This is a genomic window from Loktanella sp. 3ANDIMAR09, assembly GCF_001420005.1.
Taxonomy (GTDB): Bacteria; Pseudomonadota; Alphaproteobacteria; order Rhodobacterales; family Rhodobacteraceae; genus Loktanella.
Genome location: NZ_LJAK01000001.1, coordinates 180874 through 202117 on the forward strand (window position 1 = coordinate 180874; position 21244 = coordinate 202117).

Genomic DNA, 21244 nt, shown 5'->3' on the forward strand with positions numbered 1-21244 from the left:
GTCCTCACTTGTCGCGCGCGATGACGAATCGCGCGGCTTCTTTCAAGGTATCGGCGCTGGACCCGTAATCGGTCAATGCGTCACAGGCGTTTTCCACCAGATCATGCGCACGCGCGCGCGCACCATCGAGCCCCAGCAGCGAGACGAATGTGGCCTTGCCTGCGTCCGCATCCTTGCCCACGGCCTTGCCCACTGTGGCCGCGTCGCCCGTTGCGTCCAGCACGTCATCGGCAATCTGGAACGCAAGGCCCAGCGCGTCACCGTAGGCCCGCAACGCACTGATGTCGTCACCCGCGATCCGCGGTCCGGCGCAGGCCGACCATGTGATCAGCGCACCCGTCTTGCCAGCCTGCAACGTCGTGATCGCATCCAGATCCAGCGGCGGACCCGTTTCCGCGGCGATATCCAGCGCTTGCCCCAACACCATGCCGCGCGCGCCCGCCGCCTGCGCCAGGGTCAGCGCCAGGTTGGCGCGCGCTGCGTCAGACACACCCGATCCCGGTTCGCAGACCAGCTCAAACGCCAGTGATTGCAAGGCGTCACCCGTCAGGATCGCCGTTGCCTCGTCCCACTTGCGATGCACGGTCGGCTGGCCACGGCGCAGATCGTCGTCGTCCATCGCCGGCAGATCGTCATGCACCAGACTGTAGGCATGCACCGCCTCGATCGCGGCGGCCGCATGCCCCGCCAGATCACCAACGCCGTGCAGGCGCGCGCCCTCGCGCACCAGAAAGGCCCGCAAGCCCTTGCCGCCCTGCACCGCATAAAGCATCGCTTCGCGCAGCGGCACATCCGCCCCCGGTGCCAGTGCGGTCTCGATCAACCGGATCGCGGCAGAGGCATCAAGCGCCAGTTGGTTGGTGAACATCACGGATCAAGCGGACCCAGACCGGCGGCCTGCCCATCGGGACCGACGGTGATCTTGGCGACCTTTTCTTCGGCCTCGGACAATTTCGCCTCGCAGCGCGCCTTGAGTGCTGCACCGCGTTCATACAGCGCGATACTGTCGTCCAGCGCCACATCGCCACGTTCCAGCTGGCCTACGACGCGCTCCAGCTCCTTGATCGCATCCTCAAAGGTCATTTCGTTCACTGGCGTATCAGCCATCACATCGCTCCCTCAAAACCTTGACATGGGCCGCCGCAGAGGCGCCCAGCGCCGTCAGGTCATAGCCGCCCTCCAGACAGGACACCACCCGCCCGGCGCAGAACGCATCGGCCAGATCACACAGCTGCGCGGTAATCCAGGCAAAGTCGTCCTCGACCAGTTCCAGCCCCGCCAGCGGGTCGGCAGCATGGGCATCGAACCCGGCGGACATCAGGATCAGCTCGGGCTTGAAATCCCGCAGGCGCGGCAGGACGTGATCGTTGATCGCGCGACGAAAACCTGCACCATCCGTGCCCTCGGGCAGCGGGACGTTGACGACATTGTCCGCAACGCCGGTTTCATCCGCGCGACCGGTGCCGGGATACAGCGGACTTTGGTGTGTCGAACAGAACAGGATGCGCGGATCATCCTCGACCAGATCCTGCGTGCCGTTGCCGTGATGCACGTCGAAATCGACGATCGCGACCCGGCCCAGCCCGTGATGATCCAGCGCATGTTTCGCCGCGATCGCCACGTTGCCGAAAAAACAGAACCCCATCGGTGTCGTCTTTTCCGCGTGATGTCCGGGCGGGCGCATCGCGACAAAAGCGTTCTGCGCCAGACCACCCAGCACCATATCGACAGCACGGACCGCACCGCCCACCCCACGCCAGACAGCGGACAGTGTGCCGGGTGACATATGGGTATCGGCATCCAGTGACACCCAGCCGGTCGCGGGTGCAGCATGGCGCAGCGCCGCGATATGCGCATGCGGATGGACCCGCAGCACGTCATCCTCGGCTGCCATCGGTGCGGTGACGCGGTTCAGGTCCATATCCTGCAGGGCCTGCGCCACGGCGTCCATGCGCGCGACCTGTTCGGGATGGCCGGGCGGCGTGACGTGATCCAGACAATCGGGGTGTGTGATCAAGGCTGTTTTCATGACCACAGCAAACCCTGACGCGCGTCAAAGGACAAGTGCATCATCTTGCCAAAAATACTCAAAAACACCCAGCCGGCAATCTGCCGCCGCCATGACGGGCTCAGGCTGCAAGGCGCGCCAGAAAAGACGTGCGCGCGACAGCGCGCTCTGCTGTTTCAAACCGCCTCAGTCGGGCGACAGCATGTAGCCTGCGCCACGCACCGTTTGCAGGTATCGCGGTTGCTTGGGGTCCGGTTCGATCTTGCGGCGCAGGCGGGTGATCTGCACATCCACCGCCCGCTCCTGTGTCTGCCCACCCGACCGGCTCAGTTCCTCGACCAGTTGTTGACGGGTCACCGGTTCGTTCGGGCGCGCGGCAAAGATGCGCATCAGATGACTTTCCGTGGCCGTCAGACGCAGGGGACCGGCGGCATTGCTGATTTCGCCCCGCGTGATGTCGTAGGTATAGCTGCCGATCGTAAGCTCGGTCACCGCGATCGGCTGCGCTTCTTCCTTGGGGGCGCGCCGAAGGATGGCATTGATGCGCAACAACAATTCCTTGGGTTCGAAGGGTTTGGCCAGATAATCGTCGGCACCCGCCTCGAGTCCCGCGATCCGGTCCGCGGTTTCGCCGCGTGCCGTCAGCAGCAGGACGGGCGTGCCCAGCTGCGACCGCAGGCTGCGACAGAAACTGATGCCATCCTCGCCCGGCATCATCACGTCCAGCACGATCAGATCGAATTCCAGCCCCGCCAGCAGGCGGCGTGCATGGGCCGCATCCCGCGCCAAGGTGACCCGGAAACCGGACCGCACGAGGTATTTGCGCAGCAAGTCGCGGATGCGTTCGTCATCATCGACGACCAGCAGGTGCGGTGCATCAACGTCCATCGGGTTGATCCACCATTGCCTGATACTGGCGTCGCATATCGTCGTCCATCATCGCCTCCAGCACCTCTCTGAAACCTGCCACGGCGGCTGGTCCTGCGGCCCGGTAGGCGGCCCGCATCCGTTCACGTTGCGCATCCGAAAGGCTGCGTTCCAGCGCCGCACCTTCTGGCGTCAGATGCAGGTGCCGTTCACGCCGGTCGCGCGCGCCGACGGTAGACGACACAAGACCGTCCGCGATCAGCGTGCGCAGGACACGGTTCAGCGACTGCTTTGTCACCCCCAGGATCGACAGCAGATTGTTGACCGTGGTGCCGGGGCTGCGGTGAATAAAATGGATGGCCCGGTGATGCGCGCGGCCATAGTTCTTTTCGGCCAGAATGCGGTCGGGATCGGCGGTAAAGCCGCGGTAGGCAAAGAACATCGCCTCGATTCCCTTGCGCAGCTGATCATCGGTCAGGAACAGCAGGCTGCGGCCTGCGGGGGCAGTGGTGTCAGAGGCCATGAATCCCAACTTCTCGCGAACTTTTCGCCGTTATAGGGCAATCCAGCGCCGCTGTAGAAGATTTTTAAGACAGCAGATTGCGACCGTGCCCGAAATACGTCAGCCTTGTTGACATGACTGGCAGCACTTGCTACCGAACGCGCATCATTTACGCAATATTATGTCCGAACCGGAACTATTCGCGACATAAACGCAAAACAGAGGGTGGAACATGGAAGGCTCATACGCGGATCACGACGGCAAGATCTGGATGGACGGCAAGCTGGTGGACTGGCGCGGGGCGAATGTCCACGTGCTGACCCATGCGCTGCACTATGCCTCTTCCGTATTCGAGGGCGAGCGTTGCTACAACGGCAAGATCTTTCTGGACCGCGAACATGCGGAACGTCTGCATTTCTCGGCCAACTGCCTTGATTTCCAGATCCCCTACACGGTCGAGGAGCTGATGGCCGCCAAGGCCGAAGTGCTGGCAGCCAACAACCTGACCGACGCCTATGTGCGCGCCTTTGCCTGGCGCGGTGCGGGTCCCGACATGGGTGTCGCATCCGCGCGCAACCCTGTGCAGGTGGCCATCGCGGCCTGGCATTGGGGCAACTACTATGGCGACGCGAAAACCAAGGGTGCCAAGCTGGACATTGCCAAATGGAAACGCCCCAGCCCCGAAACGATCCCGCACCAGGCCAAGGCCGCAGGTCTGTACATGATCTGCACCATGTCCAAGCACGCGGCAGAGGCCAAGGGATGTTCGGACGCGCTGATGTTCGACTATCGCGGCTATGTCGCTGAATGCACCGGCGCGAACCTGTTTTTCGTCAAGGACGGCGAAGTGCATACGCCGCTGGCCGATTGTTTCCTGAACGGCCTGACGCGCCAGACCGTCATCAAGACGCTGCGCGCCAAGGGCGTCACCGTCCACGAGCGTCACATCATGCCCGAAGAGCTGGAAAGCTTTCAGCAATGCTGGCTGACCGGCACCGCGGCAGAGGTCACGCCAGTGGGCCAGATCGGTGACTACAACTTTGAGGTTGGCGCGCTGACGCTGGACATCGCCAGCGACTACGAAAAGCTGGTCCGCGCCTGATCGTCTGACCGGGTACGCCCAGGCCCGCCCCCGCTGCCGGGGGCGGGCCTGTGTATCAGGGGCATGCTGCTTGACGCGGCGCGGTGTCGCACCACTTCGTGATCATCAAGCGAAGGATGCACCATGACCGATGATGACCCCGAATTCCGCCGCGCCGTAGAGGCGAACGAGGCCAAGCGTCAGGCCGCCATGACCGACCGCGAAGAGCAGGCCAGCAACGAACCCGACGAAGAAGAGGCGGTGCGCGAGGCGTCGCACATGTCCGCCAAGCTGGTCTATCAGGTCGTCCGCCGCGAAGGCGACGAGGAACTGAAACGGCCCACTTCGTCACTGTTCTGGTCCGGCATCGCCGCCGGCGTCTGCATCAGCTTTTCCGTGATCGGCGAAGGTATTTTCGGGGCCTATCTGCCGGAATCCGACTGGCTGCCGCTGGTCGAAAGCTTTGGCTACACCTTCGGTTTTCTGATCGTCATCATCGGGCGGATGCAGCTGTTCACCGAAAATACGCTGACAACCGTGTTGCCGTTTCTTGCACGGCCAAGCCGGTATCTGCTGGGCTGTGTTGCGCGGTTGTGGGCGATCGTGGTGGGAGCCAACCTGATCGGCTGTTTCATCGCGGCGATCTTTATCGCCTTTATCCCCGCATTCGAACAAGAGGTCGTTGACGCCATGATCGTGGTGTCGAAACACGCGACGGAACACCCGCCGCTGATCGCGTTCTTCAAGGCGATCCCGGCTGGTCTGCTGATTGCGGCGCTGGTCTGGATGCTGGCCGCGGGCGAGGTGAACAACTTTTTCATCATCCTGATCATGACATGGCTGATCGCGGCGGGTGGGTTCACCCATATCATCGCCGGGTCCGTCGAAATGGCACTGCTGCTGGTCATTGGCGAGATGGGGATCATCCACGCGGTGTTCGGGTTCTGGATACCTGTGTTTCTGGGCAACGTGTTCGGCGGCACGATCGTATTCAGCCTGATCACCTGGGGTCAGGTCCGCGAAGAAGTACGCGCCCGCCGCGCCGATTAATTGTGACCGACGGATCCGGTGACCTTGCGTTGCCGGGTCCGTTGCAGACCCAGATGGCGTTCGCGCAGAATGATCCCGATGCCCGCCGCAATCACGATGGCCGCACCGATCAGCATGGTCCCTGTCGGCACCTCGTCAAAAAACACATAGCCCACGATCAGCGCCAGCAGCATCGAGGTATAGTCAAAAGGCGCCACCAGCGACGCCTCGGCGTAGCGGTAGCTGGAGGTCAGGAAAATCTGACCCAGACCACCCAACAGCCCCGCCACGATCAGCAAGGCCAGCCGGTCAGCCGACGGGACGGTCCAGCCCCACGGCAAGGTCAGCAGCGACAGACAGGTGGCGGTCACGGAAAACCAGAACACGATGGCGGCGGTGGATTCGGTCGCGACCAGCTTGCGCACGAAAACCTGTGCGAGTGCTGCACAGATTGCCCCCATCAGCACCAGAACGGCCCCCAGCGTTTCAGCCGTGCTGGCACTGGCCCCGATGGACAGGCGCGGCGACAGCACGATCAGAACACCCGCCATGCCCACGGCGACGGCAGTCAGACGAAATTTGCCCACCTGTTCGTTCAGGAACATCGCGGCAAAAACGACCACCAGCATCGGCGCGGCATAGCCGATGGCCGTCACCTCTGGCAGGGGCAACAACCCCAGACCCGCAAAGCCCAGACCCATCGCGGTCGTGCCCACCAGCCCACGCCAGACATGACCCATCGGATTGGCGCTGCGCCAGCCTGTGCGCAACTCGTGCCGCATGGCAAGCCAGCCCAGAATCACCGGCAAGGCACAGAGCGAGCGAAAGAATACGGCCTGACCCGGCGGCACCTGATCGGATGCGGCCTTGATCAGCGCGGACATGGCGACGAACAGGCAAACCGAAAGGATCTTGAAGGCGATACCGTGCAAGGGTTGCATATGGCGGGTCCTTTTTCGCCGACCCTACGCCCCGGCGAAACCATCCGAAAGGGGGTCAGGCGGCGGGTCTGACCGCAACCGCGAGGCGCGCCAGCGCATTGCGATAATCCGTCGACACGCTGACAGGCACGTTCACAGCCCCAAGCCGTTCGATCTGAAGCTGGTCGTCCGTATCCAGACCATCGGCGGTGGTCCGCAACACGACGTGCAGGACGCGGCCGGGGTGGCGAATGGCGGCATCGGCATAGATATGCGCATCATGCTGGCCGGTATCGCCGATCAACACCACGGGCAGGTCGGGGTTGGCCGCCATCAGACGGTCCACGGCATCGCCCTTGTGGCTGCCATGGCTGGCCGTGATGAACTGATCCTTGCCGAAACCGTAATCCTTGAGGAATTTCGGGGCCACCGGCAGCCCCGCCCGCGCAAAGACTTCGTCGAGAAAATCGTGAAAATTCCACGGCGAAGAGCTGACGAAATAGACAGGGTTGCGGCCATCTGCATGCAACATCCGCATCAGTTCGACCGCATCGCCAAAGACTTCGCGGCTTTCGACGCTGCCGGTAAAGGACGTCCACAGGTTGCGCAGGGTGGAATAGGCCCCCGTGCGCATCATCGTGTCGTCAATGTCGGACACCACCATCATCTGCGCCGCAGGATCAGCGACCAGCACCGGGCAGGTCGCAGTGACGTCACCTGTGGAGACGGTCACGTCGATCCAGCCGGTCCGGGCGTCGCGCGGCAACAGCAGGGTGAAATACCCTTCGGCATCGGATACTGCCGTCACATCACCGGCGCTGACGGTGACATCCGCCACCTCATGCGTGGCGAACAGACGCAACATCTGCCGCGCATTGGCCAGCCGGCTCCCCCCGCCCGGTGTACGCTCTGACGCGCGCAAGGCCAGAACGCGTCCCCGCGCGATCAGATGTTCGGGCGTGGCATAGCCGTGGTAGGGTTCGATCACCAACCGGGTCAGATCACCCCGGAAAAACACCCGTTCCACAGCGCGTTCCACAGCGGCAGCACCACGCAAGACAAGACGTCTGATCATTGCCCCGGCACGACGCGGATGATGGACCCCGGATCGGCGTCGATCAACACCAGCAATTCACCGTTGTCCAACACTTCGACGTCGCGGATGCGACCGAGGTCGCGCAGCAGGCGCTCTTCGCCCACGACCTGCCCATCCCGCAGTTTCAGGCGCACCAGCGCGCCCGGGTTCAGGCCTGCGATGAACAGATCATCCTGCCAGTCGGCATAATCGCCGTCATAGAATCCGATTCCGCCGGGCGCGATGACGGGGTCCCAGTAATAGACAGGCTGCTCCATGCCTTCACGCACAGCCTCGCCGGACCCGACGGGCGAACCGCTGTAGTTGACCCCATAGGAAATCACGGGCCAGCCATAGTTCAGGCCCGCCTCGGGGCGGTTCAATTCGTCCCCGCCGCGCGGACCATGTTCCATCGTCCACAGGGCACCGTCAGGACCGATGTCCGCCCCCTGCACGTTGCGATGACCGTAGGACCAGATGCTGTCGATCCCGTCTGCCCCGACAAAGGGGTTGTCAGACGGCACGCTGCCGTCGGCATTCAGGCGGATGATCTTGCCGTAGGTCGTGTTGATATCCTGCGCCAGCACGCGGTCAGCGGGGGTGCTGTGTTCACCGGTGGTGATGAATACCTTGCCATCCGCTGTCGGCACGACACGGCTGCCGTAATGCATCGTCGCCTGCGATGGCGGCGTCTGCACAAAGATTTCCTGCACCCCGGACAAGGTATTTTCCGTCAGCGTCGCACGCGCGGCGACGGTGCCCGTGCCGCCGCCATACCGTTTGGCATAGGTCAGATAGATCGTGCCAGTCTGTGCGAAATCGGGCGCAATCGCCACATCCAGCAAACCACCCTGCCCGCGTGCATCGACCTGCGGCACCCCGGCAATGGGGTCGGACAGCGCGCCGTCTGCACTGACCCGGCGCAATGTGCCCGGCCGTTCCGTCACCAGATAGGACCCGTCCGGCAATGCCGCGATACCCCATGGATTCGCCAGACCCTCTGCCATGACGCTGGTCGTGACAGGTGTCGCGGGCAAGGCAGGGGCCCGCGTCTGGCTGGCGAACGCCGGCTGGAAATCGGTGTTGGGTGCACCCTGCTCGACCTGGGCGCAGGCCAGGGTCGGCAGGATCATCATCATGGCAGCAAATCTCATGGTCTCTCCCCGTTCAATCGGGCCGAGGCCCAGTGCGCGGCATCGGCCACAACGGGGTCGGCATCATCCATCAGGGGGGTCAACGCCGACCGCAGGTCAGGGTTCCCCGAATTGCCGATCGCATAGCACACATTGCGCACGAAACGGTCCCGCCCGATCCGTTTGATCGGCGATCCCGAAAACCGCGCGCGAAAGCCCGCATCATCCAGGGCCGCAAGCTCGGCCAGCGGCGGCGCGCGCAGATCGTCACGGGCCGCGAGGCGCACATCCTTGGCGGCAATGGCGAATTTGTTCCAGGGACAGACGGCCAGGCAATCGTCACAACCATAGATGCGGTTGCCCATGCGTGCACGCAGATCCGGATCGACCGGGCCGCGGTGCTCGATGGTCAGATAGGAAATGCAACGCCGCGCATCCAGTTGAAACGGGGCCGGAAAGGCATCTGTCGGGCAAACATCCAGACACTTGCGACAACTGCCGCAATGGTCCTGCTCGGGCGCATCCACATCCAGTTCCAGCGTGGTAAAGATCGCGCCGAGGAACACCCAATTCCCCAGATCGCGCGCCAGCAGGTTGGTATGCTTGCCTTGCCAGCCCAGTCCCGCCGCCTGCGCCAGCGGTTTTTCCATCACCGGGGCGGTATCGACAAAGACCTTGATCTCGGCACCGGGCGACTGGTCGATCAACCAGCGCCCCACCTGCTTGAGCCGCTTTTTCACCACATCATGATAGTCCCGCCCCTGCGCATAGACCGAAATCGCGGCGCGATCACGCTGCTCGAGCACCACCAGGGGGTCGGCATCCGGCGCATAGTTTTCGGCCAACATGATGATGGACCGGGCCTGCGGCCACAGCGCCGCGGGATCACCGCGCCAGGCCATGCGGTCGGCCATCCAGGCCATTTGCCCATGCCGTCCGTCCGCAACAAAGGCCGCCAACCGCTCCGGCAGGCCGGTCGCCGCGTCAGGCCGGCAGATCCCCACCTTGGCAAATCCGGCGTCCAGCGCAAAGCGGCGCAACCGTTCGGTCAGATCAGGGCTTCTTCTGGTCATAAATATCCTGGGGGAGTCCGCAGGACGGGGGCAAAGCCCCCAAAAAGGGTTGGGTGGGCGGGCCCACCCGCCCCCGCATCAAAAATCGAGATCGGCATAATGCGCGGGTGGCAGAAAACCGGGCACCTGATCGGCCAGCAGCGTGCGGAACGCGGGCCGCGACTTGATCTTGGCATACCAATCCTTGACCACCTCGGACCGGTTCCAGTCCACATCGGAAATATAATCGAGGCAGGAAATCTGTGCTGCCGCCGCGAAATCGGCCAGCGTCATCTCGTTGCCGGCCAGCCAGCGCCGTTTTTCCAGCAGACCCGTCATGTAATCCAGATGGAACCGCACCGCGCGGCTGCCGGCCTTGACGTTGGTGCTATCCGGGTATCCCGTGCCCATCACCTTGCGAAAGACCCGTTCCCCCACCAGTTTCACCGTGCATTCGTGATAGAACGTATCGTCGAACCAGCCGACCAGGCGGCGCGCCTCATAGGCGGCGTCGGGATCGCGGGGCAGCAGCGGTGGATTCGGATAGGCCTGTTCGAGGTATTCGCAGATCGCCGTGCTTTCCGACATCAGCTTGTTGCCCAGCCGCAGCACAGGGACCTTGCCGGCCGGATTGCGGCGCAGGAAATCAGGGTCTTTTTCCCAATAGCGTTCCTGCGTCAACTCGACCTCGATCCGCTTTTCCGCAAGGCTCAGACGGACTTTGCGGGAAAAAGGGGACAAGGGGTAATGATACAGCCGGTTCATGGGGTTCTCGCAGGGATATTGGGTCCCACTTCAATGCCGCAAGCGCAGGCCCGGTTCAATCCTCGAAACAGGACGCGCGGCCGTCCGCCTGAATAGTCGCGGCACCGTCCATGATGCTGGCGGTCCGGCTGCGCTGCCAATCCGTCGGATTGGCGGCGTCGCGCCCCTTGGGATCGGGCAGGACCATCGCCAGCCGGGCCGCCTGAAGGTCGGACAGCTCTGCCGCCGAGACACCAAAATAATGCGGCGCGGCAGCCCCGACCCCGAACACACCAGTGTCGAATTCGACCACGTTCAGATAGAGCTCCAGCATCCTGCGCTTGGGCCAGAACGCCTCTGCCAGGGGTGTCCAGATCGCCTCGATGGACTTGCGCACCCAGGACCGACCCTGCCAGAGAAAGACATTTTTCACCACCTGCTGACTGATGGTCGATCCGCCACGGGCGGCTCCCTCTTCCATCGCGGCGCGGATGGCGGTCACGTCCAGCCCCCAATGCAGGCAGAAATTCGCGTCCTCCGCCGCGACAACGGACCGGGCCATGACAGGGGCGATGTCGTCCATTGCGACCCAATGCCGTTCAGTGCCGCCCAGACGCCAGCCTTCGGCCAGTTGGTAGGGCGTCACGGGCGGACCGACCACGCGGTAGGCCAGCGTCGAGACAACGACGAGACCCAACAGCCCCACAAGGCCCAGCGTCACGGCCCGGCGCATACGACGTCCCAGGGCAGGTTTGTCGGTCGTCTTGGTTTTCGCGGATTTCTTTTTCGCCATACCGCATAAGCCACGGCGCGGTGCGCTGGGTCAAGACAAGCGGATGTGCAAACGCCCCGCAGGTGATCCTGCGGGGCGTGCGTTTGGTTCTGCGCTGTGGCGATCAGGTCATTCCGCCGGGATCGCGGTCTCTTCGGCGCTGAGCGGGACGGGCAGGTTGGCCAGCATTTCCTTGGGGCAGACCTGCACAAAGTTGCGCAGTTCGTCGTCCCAATGTTGCAGGATTTCCTGCGCCTTCTTGCTGCCGGTCTCGTCCGCGTGGCGCTGAACAAGGGTCCGCAGCTGATTGGTCCAGTGATCCATCGTGACCGGGCAGGTCACCAGCGTTTCCATGTTCATCAGGTCCGCCGCCGTGCCCTCGGGGTCATACAGATAGGCCATGCCGCCTGTCATACCCGCGCCAAAGTTGGCACCGATCGACCCCAGGATCACCGCAACGCCACCGGTCATATATTCGCAACCGTTGGTGCCGCAGCCCTCGATCACGACATGGGCACCGGAATTGCGCACCGCAAAACGTTCACCGGCGCGCCCCGCCGCGAACAGGTAACCGTCGGTCGCACCATAAAGCACGGTGTTGCCGATGATGGTGTTTTTCGCAGCGACCAGCGGGGATTGCATCGGCGGCCGCACGATGATCGTGCCGCCGGACAGACCCTTGCCCACATAGTCGTTGGCATCGCCGGACACCTCCAGCTTGAGCCCGTGAACGGCAAAGGCACCCAGCGACTGACCGGCGGCCCCCTTGAGTTTCACCGTCAGATGGTCGTCCTGAAGGCTGTTGCGCATCCCGAAACGCTGCACGATGTGCGACGACGTCCGCGTGCCGATGGTACGCAGCGTGTTCTGCACAGCGTATTCCAGCTGCATCTTTTCACCGTCCTTGAGGAAACGTTCCGCGTCCTTGACGATTTCGACGTCCAGCGTGTCCAGGACCGCGTTGCGCGGCTGATGCCGGTCATAGGTGATCCGGTTTGCCCCATCGACAGTAATCAACAGCGGGTTCAGGTCCAGATCGTCCAGATGCGCGGACCCGCGGCTGACCTGCGTCAGCAGATCGGCGCGGCCGATCACGTCCGCAATGCTGCGCGCGCCGATGGATGCCAGGATTTCGCGGACCTCGGTCGCGTAGAAGGTGATGAGGTTCACCACCTTGTCGGCGTTGCCGGTGAACTTCTCGCGCAGGGCTTCGTCCTGTGTGCAGACACCGACCGGGCAGGTGTTGGACTGGCACTGGCGCACCATGATGCACCCCATTGCGATCAGGGCGGCGGTGCCGATGCCGTATTCCTCTGCGCCCAGCATGGCGGCCATGACGATGTCACGACCCGTCCGCAAACCACCGTCGGTGCGCAGCGTGATACGCGACCGCAGGTTGTTCATGGCCAGAACCTGATGCGCCTCGGTCAGGCCCATTTCCCACGGCAGGCCTGCGTATTTGATCGACGTGCCTGGCGACGCGCCTGTCCCGCCGTTGTGACCCGAGATCAGGATGATGTCGGCCTTGGCCTTGGCCACGCCGGCGGCGATCGTGCCGACGCCCGAGGATGCCACCAGTTTCACCGTCACCTTGCAGTGCGGGTTGATCTGTTTCAGGTCGTAGATCAGCTGCGCCAGATCCTCGATCGAATAGATGTCATGGTGCGGCGGCGGTGAAATCAGCGTCACGCCTTTGGTCGAATGGCGCAGCTTGGCGATCAGGTCGGTGACCTTCATGCCGGGCAGCTGACCACCCTCGCCGGGCTTCGCACCCTGGGCGACCTTGATTTCCAGTTCCTCGCAGGCCAGCAGATATTCCGCCGTCACGCCAAAGCGACCGGATGCGACCTGCTTGATCTTGGCAGACCGGTTGTCGCCGTTCGCATCGGGCGTGAAATCATCCGGGCTTTCGCCACCTTCGCCGCTGTCGGATTTCGCACCGATGCGGTTCATCGCGATGGACAGGGTGCGGTGCGCCTCTGGTGACAGGGCACCAAGGCTCATGCCCGGGGTCACGAAACGCTTGCGGATCGACGTGATCGATTCGACCTCTTCGATCGGGATCGGCTTGCCCAGCGGCTTGATCGCCAGCAGGTCACGCAGATGGATCGGCGGGTTCGCCTGAAGCGCCTTGGAATACTGCTGCCACAGGGCATAGGACGATTTCGCACAGGCCGCTTGCAGCATGTGCATGGTCTGCGCTTCCCAGGCGTGCTTTTCCCCCGAACGACGGGATTTGTAGAACCCACCGATGGGCAGGATGTCTGTCGATTGCTTCCAGCCGTGGGCGTGGACCTCTTCCAGCTTGGCCTGGATACCGTTGATGCCGATACCGGAAATGCGCGAATGCATGCCGGGGAAATATTCGGCGCACATGGCGCGCGACAGGCCGACCGCCTCGAAGTTCAGGCCGCCACGGTAGGACGACAGGACGGAAATCCCCATCTTGGACATGATTTTCAACAGGCCCGCGTCGATTGCCTTGCGATAGCGGGCGACGGCCTCGGTCAGGGTCCCCTCGACGAGGCCGCGGTTCACGCGGTCGGCGATGGAATCCTGGGCCAGATAGGCGTTCACCGTGGTCGCACCACAGCCGATCAGCACGGCGAAATAATGCGGGTCGATACATTCGGCAGACCGCACGTTCACCGAACAGAACGTCCGCAACCCCTTGCGGGTCAGGTGCGAATGCACGGCAGAGGTCGCCAGGATCATCGGCATCGCGACCTTTTCGGCGGACTGGTGCGCGTCGGTCAGGACGATGTGCCCTGCGCCGGAGCGCACGGCGTCCTCTGCCTCGGCCCGGATCCGGGCCAGCGCGTCACCAAGGGCATGTTCGCCCGATTCGAATGTGCAATCGATGTGCACGACCGTATCGCCAAACTGTTCGACCATCTTTTCGAATTCGGCGTTCGCGATGAACGGGCTTTCGAGGACGATGATTTCGGTCTGGCTGCTGTCCTGATCCAGCACGTTTTTCAGGTTTCCAAAGCGCGTTTTCAGCGACATCACCCGGCTTTCGCGCAAGCTGTCGATCGGCGGGTTTGTCACCTGACTGAAGTTCTGGCGGAAGAAGTGCGACAGTGGACGGAAGGTTGTCGACAGCACCGCAGAGGGTGTGTCGTCGCCCATCGACGCGATCATTTCCTTGCCGTCCTCGGCCATCGGGGCCAGAACCTGTTCCAGCTCTTCGATGCTGTAGCCGGCGGCGCGCTGGCGGCGGCGCAATTCGTCGCCTTCGTAGATGGCGAATTCTGCCGTCTCGCGGAATGCGTCGGACAGTTCGACGACCTTTTCCACCCAATCCCCAAAGGGTTGGGCCGAGGCCAGGTCGTTCTTCAGCTCTTCGTCATGAAACAGGCGCTGCGTTTCCATATCGACGGCGATCATCTGGCCCGGACCAAGCGCGCCTTTTTCCACGACGCGGGATTCGTCGATCTGGACCATGCCCACCTCGGAACCAGCGATCAGCAGGCCGTCGCCGGTCACGACATAACGCAGGGGGCGCAGACCGTTGCGGTCGAGGCCGCCACAGACCCAGCGGCCATCGGTCATGGCGAGGGCGGCGGGACCGTCCCAGGGTTCCATCACCGCGTTGCAGTAGGAATACATGTCCTGCAACGCCTGCGGCATTTCGGCGGCCTGTTTCGACCATGCCTCTGGGACCAGCATGGTTTTCGCCATCGGCGCGTTGCGACCGGCGCGGACCAGCACCTCGAACACGGAATCCAGGGCGGCGGAATCGGACGACCCTGACGGGATGATCGGCTTGATATCCTCTGCCGCGTCACCGAACGCGCTGGACGCCATACGGATCTCGTGGCTGCGCATCCAGTTCACGTTGCCCTTGAGCGTGTTGATTTCACCGTTGTGCGCCAGCATGCGGAACGGCTGCGCCAGCGACCACTGCGGGAAGGTGTTGGTGGAATAGCGCTGGTGATAGATGGCAAAGGCGGATTCAAACCGTTCGTCCATCAGGTCGGGGTAAAAGGTCGCGACCTGTTCGGCCAGCATCATGCCCTTGTAGATGATCGACCGGGTGGACAGGCTGCAGATATAGAACCCGTTGGCACCGCTGGCGGTCACGGCCTTTTCGATGCGACGGCGGACGATATACAATTCGCGCTCGAACGCTTCTTCGTCGATGCCGGGGCGGCAGCGGACGATGATCTGTTCGATTTCGGGGCGGGTGGCGTTGGCCTTTTCGCCCAGCACTTCGGTGTTCACGGGGACATGACGCCAGCCATAGATGTAATGACCCATGCGCAGCACTTCGGATTCGACGATCGTGCGGCAGCGTTCCTGGCTGGCAAAGTCGGTGCGCGGCAGGAAAATCTGACCCACGGCGATGCGTTCGCCCGGTTGCGGTTCGTGGCCGGTGCGGCGAATCTGGTCCTCAAAGAAGGGGGCCGGGATCTGGATGTGGATACCCGCACCGTCACCCGTCTTGCCGTCGGCATCGACAGCACCACGGTGCCAGATCGCCTTGAGCGCGTTGATCCCCTTTTCGACGACATCGCGGCTGCGCTCGCCTTTGATCGACACGACCAGGCCGACCCCGCAGGAGGAGTGTTCGTCGTCATCGCGGTACAGGCCGTTTTCAGCCATCCATGCGCGCTTGGCTTCTTCGGCAGCCACCCAGGCGTCATCATAGGTTGTCATGAAATCTCTCCTTGAATGGGGGCAATCAGTTGCGACAGCATCACGCCGCAATCGTGTTTGGGGTTGGCAGACAGGAAACCGGGTTCACCGGGAAAGATGAATTCGACCGGACTGTCGTTTTTGTCGTAGGCATCGCCGGGCACCGTGACGCGGCCCGTGCCGCCGATGAACATGCGCCAGTCGTCGCTGACGTATTCGTTCCCGGCCGAGGACCACAATTCGGTGCCGTCGGCGGCATAGGCGGTGATCTGGTAGGCGGTGCGCCGCAGGGTCACGTCATCAATCGTCACCACCTCGCCGGTCAGCGTATCCTCGCCCACATAGCGGGTGGGACCGACCTGATCGGACAGCGTGGTAAAGTCATAGCTGTCGCGCCCGGTTTCCAGCAGTTCTGTCAGGGACGCAGGGTCGGCCGGGCTGGATTCCAGCTGTTCGGAATGACCCGTGAACGGATGGAAACTGTCCAGCCATTGCGCCTCTTTATCGGTGCTGCCGGCGTAGGTCAGGCCGTCCTCGCTCAGGCTGACGCGCCGTTTGACACCCTCGGCATCGCCCGAACAGGTGAAATGATGTTCCACCGAACAGCTGCGCGACTGGATTGTCACAAAGGCATCGCAACCTGCGGGCAGGCTGAACGTGTCCGGGGCCTGTGCTGTGACAGGCCCGGCCAGGACGCAAAGCAATGCGCCCGTGCGGATCATTCTGCGGCAACCGCGTCAGATTGCGACAGGTAGTCCAGGATCGCGGTGGCGCAGTCGCGCCCGTCGCGAATTGCCCAGACCACGAGGCTGGCACCGCGCACGATGTCGCCCGCCGCAAAGACACCGTCCAGCGATGTCTTTCCGGTGGTGAAATCCGCCTTGACCGTGCCCCAGCGCGTGACCTCCAGACCTTCGACACCCCACAGGGCCGGCAGGTCCTCGGGTTCAAAGCCCAGCGCCTTGACGACCAGATCGGCCTCTTCGACGTAATGGGCACCCGCGATCAGTTCCGGGCTTTGGCGGCCGGTGGCGTCGGGCTGACCCAGACGCATCTTGTCCACCACAACGCCGCGCAGCGGGCCACTGATGGGGGCTGGCGTGTCCACATTCATCTGGGCGGCGTCATCGACGAACATCTTGGGCGCGGACAGCCAGACGAATTCGACGCCTTCTTCTTCGGCGTTCTGCACTTCGCGTTGCGAACCGGGCATGTTCTGCTTGTCGCGGCGATACAGGCATTTGACCGATGTCGCGCCCTGACGAATGGCCGTGCGGACGCAGTCCATGGCCGTGTCGCCACCACCGATCACGACGACCTTTTTACCCGATGCGTTCAGTTCACCACTGTCGAATTCGGGCACCGTGTCACCAAAGCTGACCTTGTTCGAGGCCGTCAGATAGTCGATCGCGCGGACGATGCCGTCGGCCTCTGATCCCGGATTGTCCAACTCGCGTGTTTTATAGACGCCGGTGGCGATCAGCACTGCGTCATGTTTGCCACGGATCGCGTCAAAGGTAATGTCCTCACCCACATTGCAGTTCAGGCGGAATTCGACGCCACCATCCTCGAGCTGGGCCATCCGTTTCATCACGACGTCTTTTTCCAGCTTGAACCCGGGGATGCCGTAGGTCAGCAGGCCGCCCCCGCGGTCATAGCGGTCATAGACGGTGACCTGCACGCCCTGACGGCGCAGCATGTCGGCGGCAGCAAGGCCGCCGGGGCCTGCACCGATGATACCGACAGATTCGCTGCGTTCGGCGTGGGGACGGATCGGTTTGACCCAGCCTTCCTCGAATGCGGTGTCGGTGATGTATTTCTCGACCGACCCGATGGTCACCGTGCCGTGGCCGGATTGTTCGATGACGCAGTTCCCCTCGCACAGGCGATCCTGCGGACAGATGCGACCGCAGATTTCCGGGAATGTGTTCGTCGCCTGAGACACCTCATAGGCCTCTTGCAGGCGGCCCTCGGCGGTCAGGCGCAACCAGTCGGGGATGTTGTTGTGCAACGGGCAATGCGACTGACAGTATGGCACGCCGCACTGGCTGCACCGGCTGGCCTGCTCTGCGGCCTTGGCGGTCGCATATTCGGCGTAGATTTCGCCGAAATCCTTGTTGCGCAGGTCAGGCGGACGCTTTTCGGGCATGTCACGGCTGACAGTGGTAAACTTCAACATCTTTTCGCCGGCCATGGTCACACTCCGCATCTGTATGTCTTTTGCAGCGTCTTACGCGAGGCTCATCACAATGAAAAGTCAGCAGTGCTGTCCTATTAATGAATTTTTCACCGGCTCAGCACCGAGGTAGGCGAAAAAGCACCGGAAATTAGGTCCGATGCGATACCTATCTTCGGTCTGGCGACATTGCCCGCGTCGGCTAATGTGGCGACGAATCATGAATGGCGGACAAAGGTGACTGCGCAATGACGCTCTTTACTCTGGTGCTGGTGGCCTTGATCCAAGGCGTGACCGAATTTCTGCCGGTCTCGTCCTCGGGGCATCTTGTGCTCTTGCCTTTGTTGACGGGCGAACCCGCGCAGGGATTGGCCATCGATGTGGCGGCGCATCTGGGCACATTGGTCGCCGTTGTCCTGTTTTTCTGGACCGATGTGCGCATGGCGCTGTCAGGGCTGTCGCGCCTGATCCGGGGCAAGGTCGACACGCAGGGCGCATGGCTGGCGCTGTGCCTGATGGTTGCGACGATCCCGGTCATCCTTGCGGGACTGATTCTGAAGGTCACCGGACTTGCTGATCTGATCCGCGACAGCATGGTTGTCATCGCACTCGCGTTTATCGTCTTTGGCATCGTGTTGTATCGCGCCGATCAGACGAACCCGGAAACACGGACGGCACCCCAATGGACGATGAAACACGCCGTCATCATGGGATTGTGGCAGGTCGTCGCACTGATCCCCGGCACATCGCGGTCTGGCATCACCATCACGGGCGCGCGGACATTGGGCTATACCCGAACCGATGCAGCACGGCTGTCCATGCTGATGTCCATTCCGACGATCCTGGCATCAGGGTCGTTGCTGGCGCTGGATGTGATCGGTGACACCACACCGGGCCTGTGGTCCGATATCGCAATCGTGGCCGGGCTGTCCTGCGTCGCGGCCCTCGCCGCATTGACGCTGATGATGCGCCTGCTGCGGTCGGTCAGCTATACGCCCTATGTGGTCTACAGGGTCGCACTGGGTGCGATCCTGCTGATCATTGCTATGACTGGCGGAGGTTCTTTGCCGAGTTCTTGATCGCGGCATACTGACCCGACGGGCGGAACCGCCACAGATAGTCGGGCAGCACCGATTCCAGCGACGTGGGCGTCAGCCCCAGATCGGCAAAGCCACGCGCACCGTCGGACACCACGTTGTCAATCGCAAGGTTCTTGACCTGATCGGTCGTCAGCGGGGCCGGGGCGAGACCAAAGGTCACCTTGTTCAGCAGACCGAATGCAGCGGCCATGATGCGCGCCATGAAAAACGGGATGTTCATGACCATGTTGTTGCGGTTGATGGTCTGCAGCATCTGGCGCATCAATTCGCGGAACGACGCCACATCCGGGCCGCCCAACTCAAAGACGCCGGCGACCGATGGATCGCGCAGGGCCACGGAAACCGCACTGGCCACGTCATCAACGTATACGGGCTGGAACAACGTATCCGCACCCACCACCGGCAAAACCGGACCCATCCGGGACATGCCCGCAAAGCGGTTAAAGAATTCGTCCTCTGGTCCGAACACGATCGAGGGGCGCAGGATCACGGCACCGGGCTGATGTTCCAGCAACGCCTGTTCGCCCAGCGCCTTGGTCTTGGCATAGTCACTGTCCGCATCTGCATCGGCACCGATGGCGGAAATCTGCACCATCCGGTTGATGCCCTCTTGGGCGGCAATCCGGGCGATCCGGCCCGGGGCCTCGGCCTGAAGCGCCTTGAATGTGTTCTTACCCTTTTCGGCAAGCACACCCACGCAATTCACGACCGCATCGGCACCGCGCGTCACCGCGCGCACGGAATCATCGTCGCGCACGTTGCAGAACACGGGTTCGACCTGTCCGACCACACCATAGGTGCGCACGAACATCGCCTCGTTCGGGGTGCGGCAGGCCACGCGGATGCGCCACCCGTCCTGAGCCAGCCTGCGCGCGATGTAACGACCGACAAAGCCGGATCCACCGAAAATCGTAACGAGCTTGGACATGGGACGCCTCTTTTGCAGTACCCCGCCGATGTAAACTGCACCCCGCCCACGAGCAAGACGAAAGGCGCTGCGGCAAAATCGTGAGTGTGACGCAAAAAGGGGGGTTTACAGTCCCCCACACTCCTTCTAAATCGCCCTTCACGTGACCTGCCCAGGTGGCGGAATGGTAGACGCGCTAGCTTCAGGTGCTAGTACTGGCAACGGTGTGGAGGTTCGAGTCCTCTCCTGGGCACCACTTAAATCCAAATAGTTGAACGATAACAGCAATCTGGGCTAGGTGGCCTGCCGTCTATCCCCCTCTGCATCCCCCTTTCTGCATCCGCTGACGGCCTGTTGTTCGTCATGGGTTCAGCGGAATCGATGCACCCAGTCCATGATGCTGCCAAGGGCGTGCGCTTCGAGTGCGTCGTATTCTCTAACCAGACGCCAGTAGGTCGCGCGATGCATCCCCTTTGGGCGTCCCCAGTTCGATCCGTTGAAAATCCCGACAGGCCAGCCCAGCCTTTCGCGTAGCTTGTCGGCACGGCGCGCGGCACGGTCGCGTGCGCTTTCATTTTCGGATGGGTAGGCCAAACCGTGACAGTGCCGACAGGCAAAGACAGCGCCGCCATAGAGTGTGGCGACCCTACGACCGCACCCTCGCGCTGGGCACAGGAACCACGCGCGGGTGCCGCCAAGGTGGCACGGGGTCCAGTCGATCTGCACAGGGTAATCCATATCCCGCCAGTCACCGCCGTTTGTTCTGGTCCGATAGGTCAGGACAACATGCCCCGCCGCCGCCCTGACCATGATATCGCCCATCCTCTGCCCAGCGCGCGACCACGCGAAAGAGCAGGTGCCGTTGCTTTCCAGCCAGCCATTGCGGGCTAGCTTGCCAATTTGCAGCGCCCGCATATCGTGGATTGTGGATCTGGTCCCGCATCGCAGGTAGGTGCCGCTTCCTATGCCGCCCATGTGTTTCATCCTTTTCGTCCAAATCGACTGGCAAGTTAGGGCGATTAATCAAAGCACCGGACCCGCTTTTTTGTCTCCAAACTGACGGCATGGAAAACTACGACCAGCTCCGGTTTTCTTTTCGTCGTCGTCAGGCTTTGCGATACCCCCCCCATACGCTTAAAGCCCCCGTTCATCGCGCCCCGTAAAACCATGTGCCTATGGCTAGATGTAGATATGTCCTAATGAGTGTGCCGCTTGGCAGGCCGCAAATGGCGCTGGG

General features: G+C 62.5%; 19 protein-coding genes and 1 tRNA gene. 4 read left to right on the top strand and 16 right to left on the bottom strand.

The features are described from left to right. Nucleotides 1-4 precede the first annotated feature (4 nt). The 5 genes from AN189_RS00935 to AN189_RS00955 form a co-directional block, all read right to left on the bottom strand. Complete coding sequence (locus tag AN189_RS00935) at nucleotides 5-868, bottom strand: polyprenyl synthetase family protein (RefSeq protein ID WP_056029620.1); 864 nt, start codon at nucleotides 866-868, stop codon at nucleotides 5-7. After that, nucleotides 868-1107, bottom strand: a complete 240-nt coding sequence (locus AN189_RS00940) for an exodeoxyribonuclease VII small subunit (protein ID WP_056029623.1) — start codon at nucleotides 1105-1107, stop codon at nucleotides 868-870. Before AN189_RS00940 ends, AN189_RS00935 begins: the two co-directional genes overlap by 1 nt. After that, the gene (locus tag AN189_RS00945) at nucleotides 1100-2029 is read right to left on the bottom strand and encodes a histone deacetylase family protein (protein WP_056029626.1); all 930 of its coding nucleotides are present in this window, start codon (nucleotides 2027-2029) and stop codon (nucleotides 1100-1102) included. The genes AN189_RS00940 and AN189_RS00945 overlap by 8 nt, the downstream gene beginning before the upstream one ends. Before the next feature lie 165 nt (nucleotides 2030-2194). Next, nucleotides 2195-2896 (bottom strand): response regulator, encoded by a 702-nt coding sequence (locus tag AN189_RS00950; RefSeq protein ID WP_056029629.1) that lies wholly within the window; start codon nucleotides 2894-2896, stop codon nucleotides 2195-2197. Next, nucleotides 2886-3398, bottom strand: coding sequence for a MarR family winged helix-turn-helix transcriptional regulator (locus AN189_RS00955; protein ID WP_056030646.1), 513 nt, complete (start codon nucleotides 3396-3398; stop codon nucleotides 2886-2888). Before AN189_RS00955 ends, AN189_RS00950 begins: the two co-directional genes overlap by 11 nt. A 211-nt stretch (nucleotides 3399-3609) precedes the next feature. Between AN189_RS00955 and AN189_RS00960 the strand changes: the two genes are divergently transcribed. Both AN189_RS00960 and AN189_RS00965 read left to right on the top strand, forming a co-directional pair. After that, nucleotides 3610-4479, top strand: coding sequence for a branched-chain amino acid aminotransferase (locus AN189_RS00960; protein ID WP_056029632.1), 870 nt, complete (start codon nucleotides 3610-3612; stop codon nucleotides 4477-4479). Between the two features lie 123 nt (nucleotides 4480-4602). Continuing rightward, the gene (locus tag AN189_RS00965) at nucleotides 4603-5508 is read left to right on the top strand and encodes a formate/nitrite transporter family protein (protein ID WP_253279520.1); all 906 of its coding nucleotides are present in this window, start codon (nucleotides 4603-4605) and stop codon (nucleotides 5506-5508) included. On the opposite strand, the gene AN189_RS00970 is transcribed toward AN189_RS00965, so the two are convergent. The 9 genes from AN189_RS00970 to AN189_RS01010 all read right to left on the bottom strand — a co-directional run bounded on the left by AN189_RS00970 (nucleotide 5505) and on the right by AN189_RS01010 (nucleotide 18018). Further along, nucleotides 5505-6428 (bottom strand): DMT family transporter, encoded by a 924-nt coding sequence (locus tag AN189_RS00970; protein ID WP_056029635.1) that lies wholly within the window; start codon nucleotides 6426-6428, stop codon nucleotides 5505-5507. The two genes, AN189_RS00965 and AN189_RS00970, sit on opposite strands and share 4 nt — an antisense overlap. 55 nt (nucleotides 6429-6483) lie before the next feature. Next, nucleotides 6484-7482 (bottom strand): phosphatase domain-containing protein, encoded by a 999-nt coding sequence (locus AN189_RS00975; protein ID WP_056029638.1) that lies wholly within the window; start codon nucleotides 7480-7482, stop codon nucleotides 6484-6486. Further along, nucleotides 7479-8636 carry a PQQ-dependent sugar dehydrogenase gene (locus tag AN189_RS00980; RefSeq protein WP_056029641.1) on the bottom strand — a complete coding sequence of 386 codons (1158 nt, stop codon included), beginning with the start codon at nucleotides 8634-8636 and terminating at the stop codon, nucleotides 7479-7481. The genes AN189_RS00975 and AN189_RS00980 overlap by 4 nt, the downstream gene beginning before the upstream one ends. Next, nucleotides 8633-9688 (bottom strand): tRNA epoxyqueuosine(34) reductase QueG, encoded by a 1056-nt coding sequence (queG, locus tag AN189_RS00985; protein WP_056029644.1) that lies wholly within the window; start codon nucleotides 9686-9688, stop codon nucleotides 8633-8635. Before queG ends, AN189_RS00980 begins: the two co-directional genes overlap by 4 nt. A gap of 78 nt (nucleotides 9689-9766) precedes the next feature. Continuing rightward, nucleotides 9767-10432 carry a glutathione S-transferase family protein gene (locus tag AN189_RS00990; RefSeq protein WP_056029647.1) on the bottom strand — a complete coding sequence of 222 codons (666 nt, stop codon included), beginning with the start codon at nucleotides 10430-10432 and terminating at the stop codon, nucleotides 9767-9769. A gap of 55 nt (nucleotides 10433-10487) precedes the next feature. Beyond that, a complete protein-coding gene (mtgA, locus tag AN189_RS00995; RefSeq protein WP_253279536.1) occupies nucleotides 10488-11144 on the bottom strand; it encodes a monofunctional biosynthetic peptidoglycan transglycosylase in 657 nt (218 codons plus the stop codon). Between the two features lie 168 nt (nucleotides 11145-11312). Continuing rightward, nucleotides 11313-15845 (bottom strand): glutamate synthase large subunit, encoded by a 4533-nt coding sequence (gene gltB / locus AN189_RS01000; protein ID WP_056029653.1) that lies wholly within the window; start codon nucleotides 15843-15845, stop codon nucleotides 11313-11315. Then, nucleotides 15842-16546 carry a hypothetical protein gene (locus AN189_RS01005; protein WP_056029656.1) on the bottom strand — a complete coding sequence of 235 codons (705 nt, stop codon included), beginning with the start codon at nucleotides 16544-16546 and terminating at the stop codon, nucleotides 15842-15844. The genes gltB and AN189_RS01005 overlap by 4 nt, the downstream gene beginning before the upstream one ends. Further along, a complete protein-coding gene (locus AN189_RS01010) occupies nucleotides 16543-18018 on the bottom strand; it encodes an NAD(P)-dependent oxidoreductase (RefSeq protein ID WP_056030651.1) in 1476 nt (491 codons plus the stop codon). The genes AN189_RS01005 and AN189_RS01010 overlap by 4 nt, the downstream gene beginning before the upstream one ends. A 230-nt stretch (nucleotides 18019-18248) precedes the next feature. Here AN189_RS01010 and AN189_RS01015 point away from each other — a divergent pair, with 230 nt between their 5' ends. Continuing rightward, the gene (locus tag AN189_RS01015) at nucleotides 18249-19079 is read left to right on the top strand and encodes an undecaprenyl-diphosphate phosphatase (protein WP_056030654.1); all 831 of its coding nucleotides are present in this window, start codon (nucleotides 18249-18251) and stop codon (nucleotides 19077-19079) included. Here the strand turns inward: AN189_RS01015 and AN189_RS01020 are convergent. Then, a complete protein-coding gene (locus tag AN189_RS01020) occupies nucleotides 19045-20028 on the bottom strand; it encodes a complex I NDUFA9 subunit family protein (RefSeq protein ID WP_056029659.1) in 984 nt (327 codons plus the stop codon). The genes AN189_RS01015 and AN189_RS01020 overlap by 35 nt on opposite strands. A gap of 149 nt (nucleotides 20029-20177) precedes the next feature. Here AN189_RS01020 and AN189_RS01025 point away from each other — a divergent pair. Then, nucleotides 20178-20263, top strand: a tRNA-Leu gene (locus tag AN189_RS01025). A gap of 113 nt (nucleotides 20264-20376) precedes the next feature. On the opposite strand, the gene AN189_RS01030 is transcribed toward AN189_RS01025, so the two are convergent. Further along, on the bottom strand, nucleotides 20377-20829 hold the full coding sequence (locus AN189_RS01030; RefSeq protein WP_216597714.1) for a hypothetical protein: 453 nt from the start codon (nucleotides 20827-20829) through the stop codon (nucleotides 20377-20379). Between the last annotated feature and the right edge of the window lie 415 nt (nucleotides 20830-21244).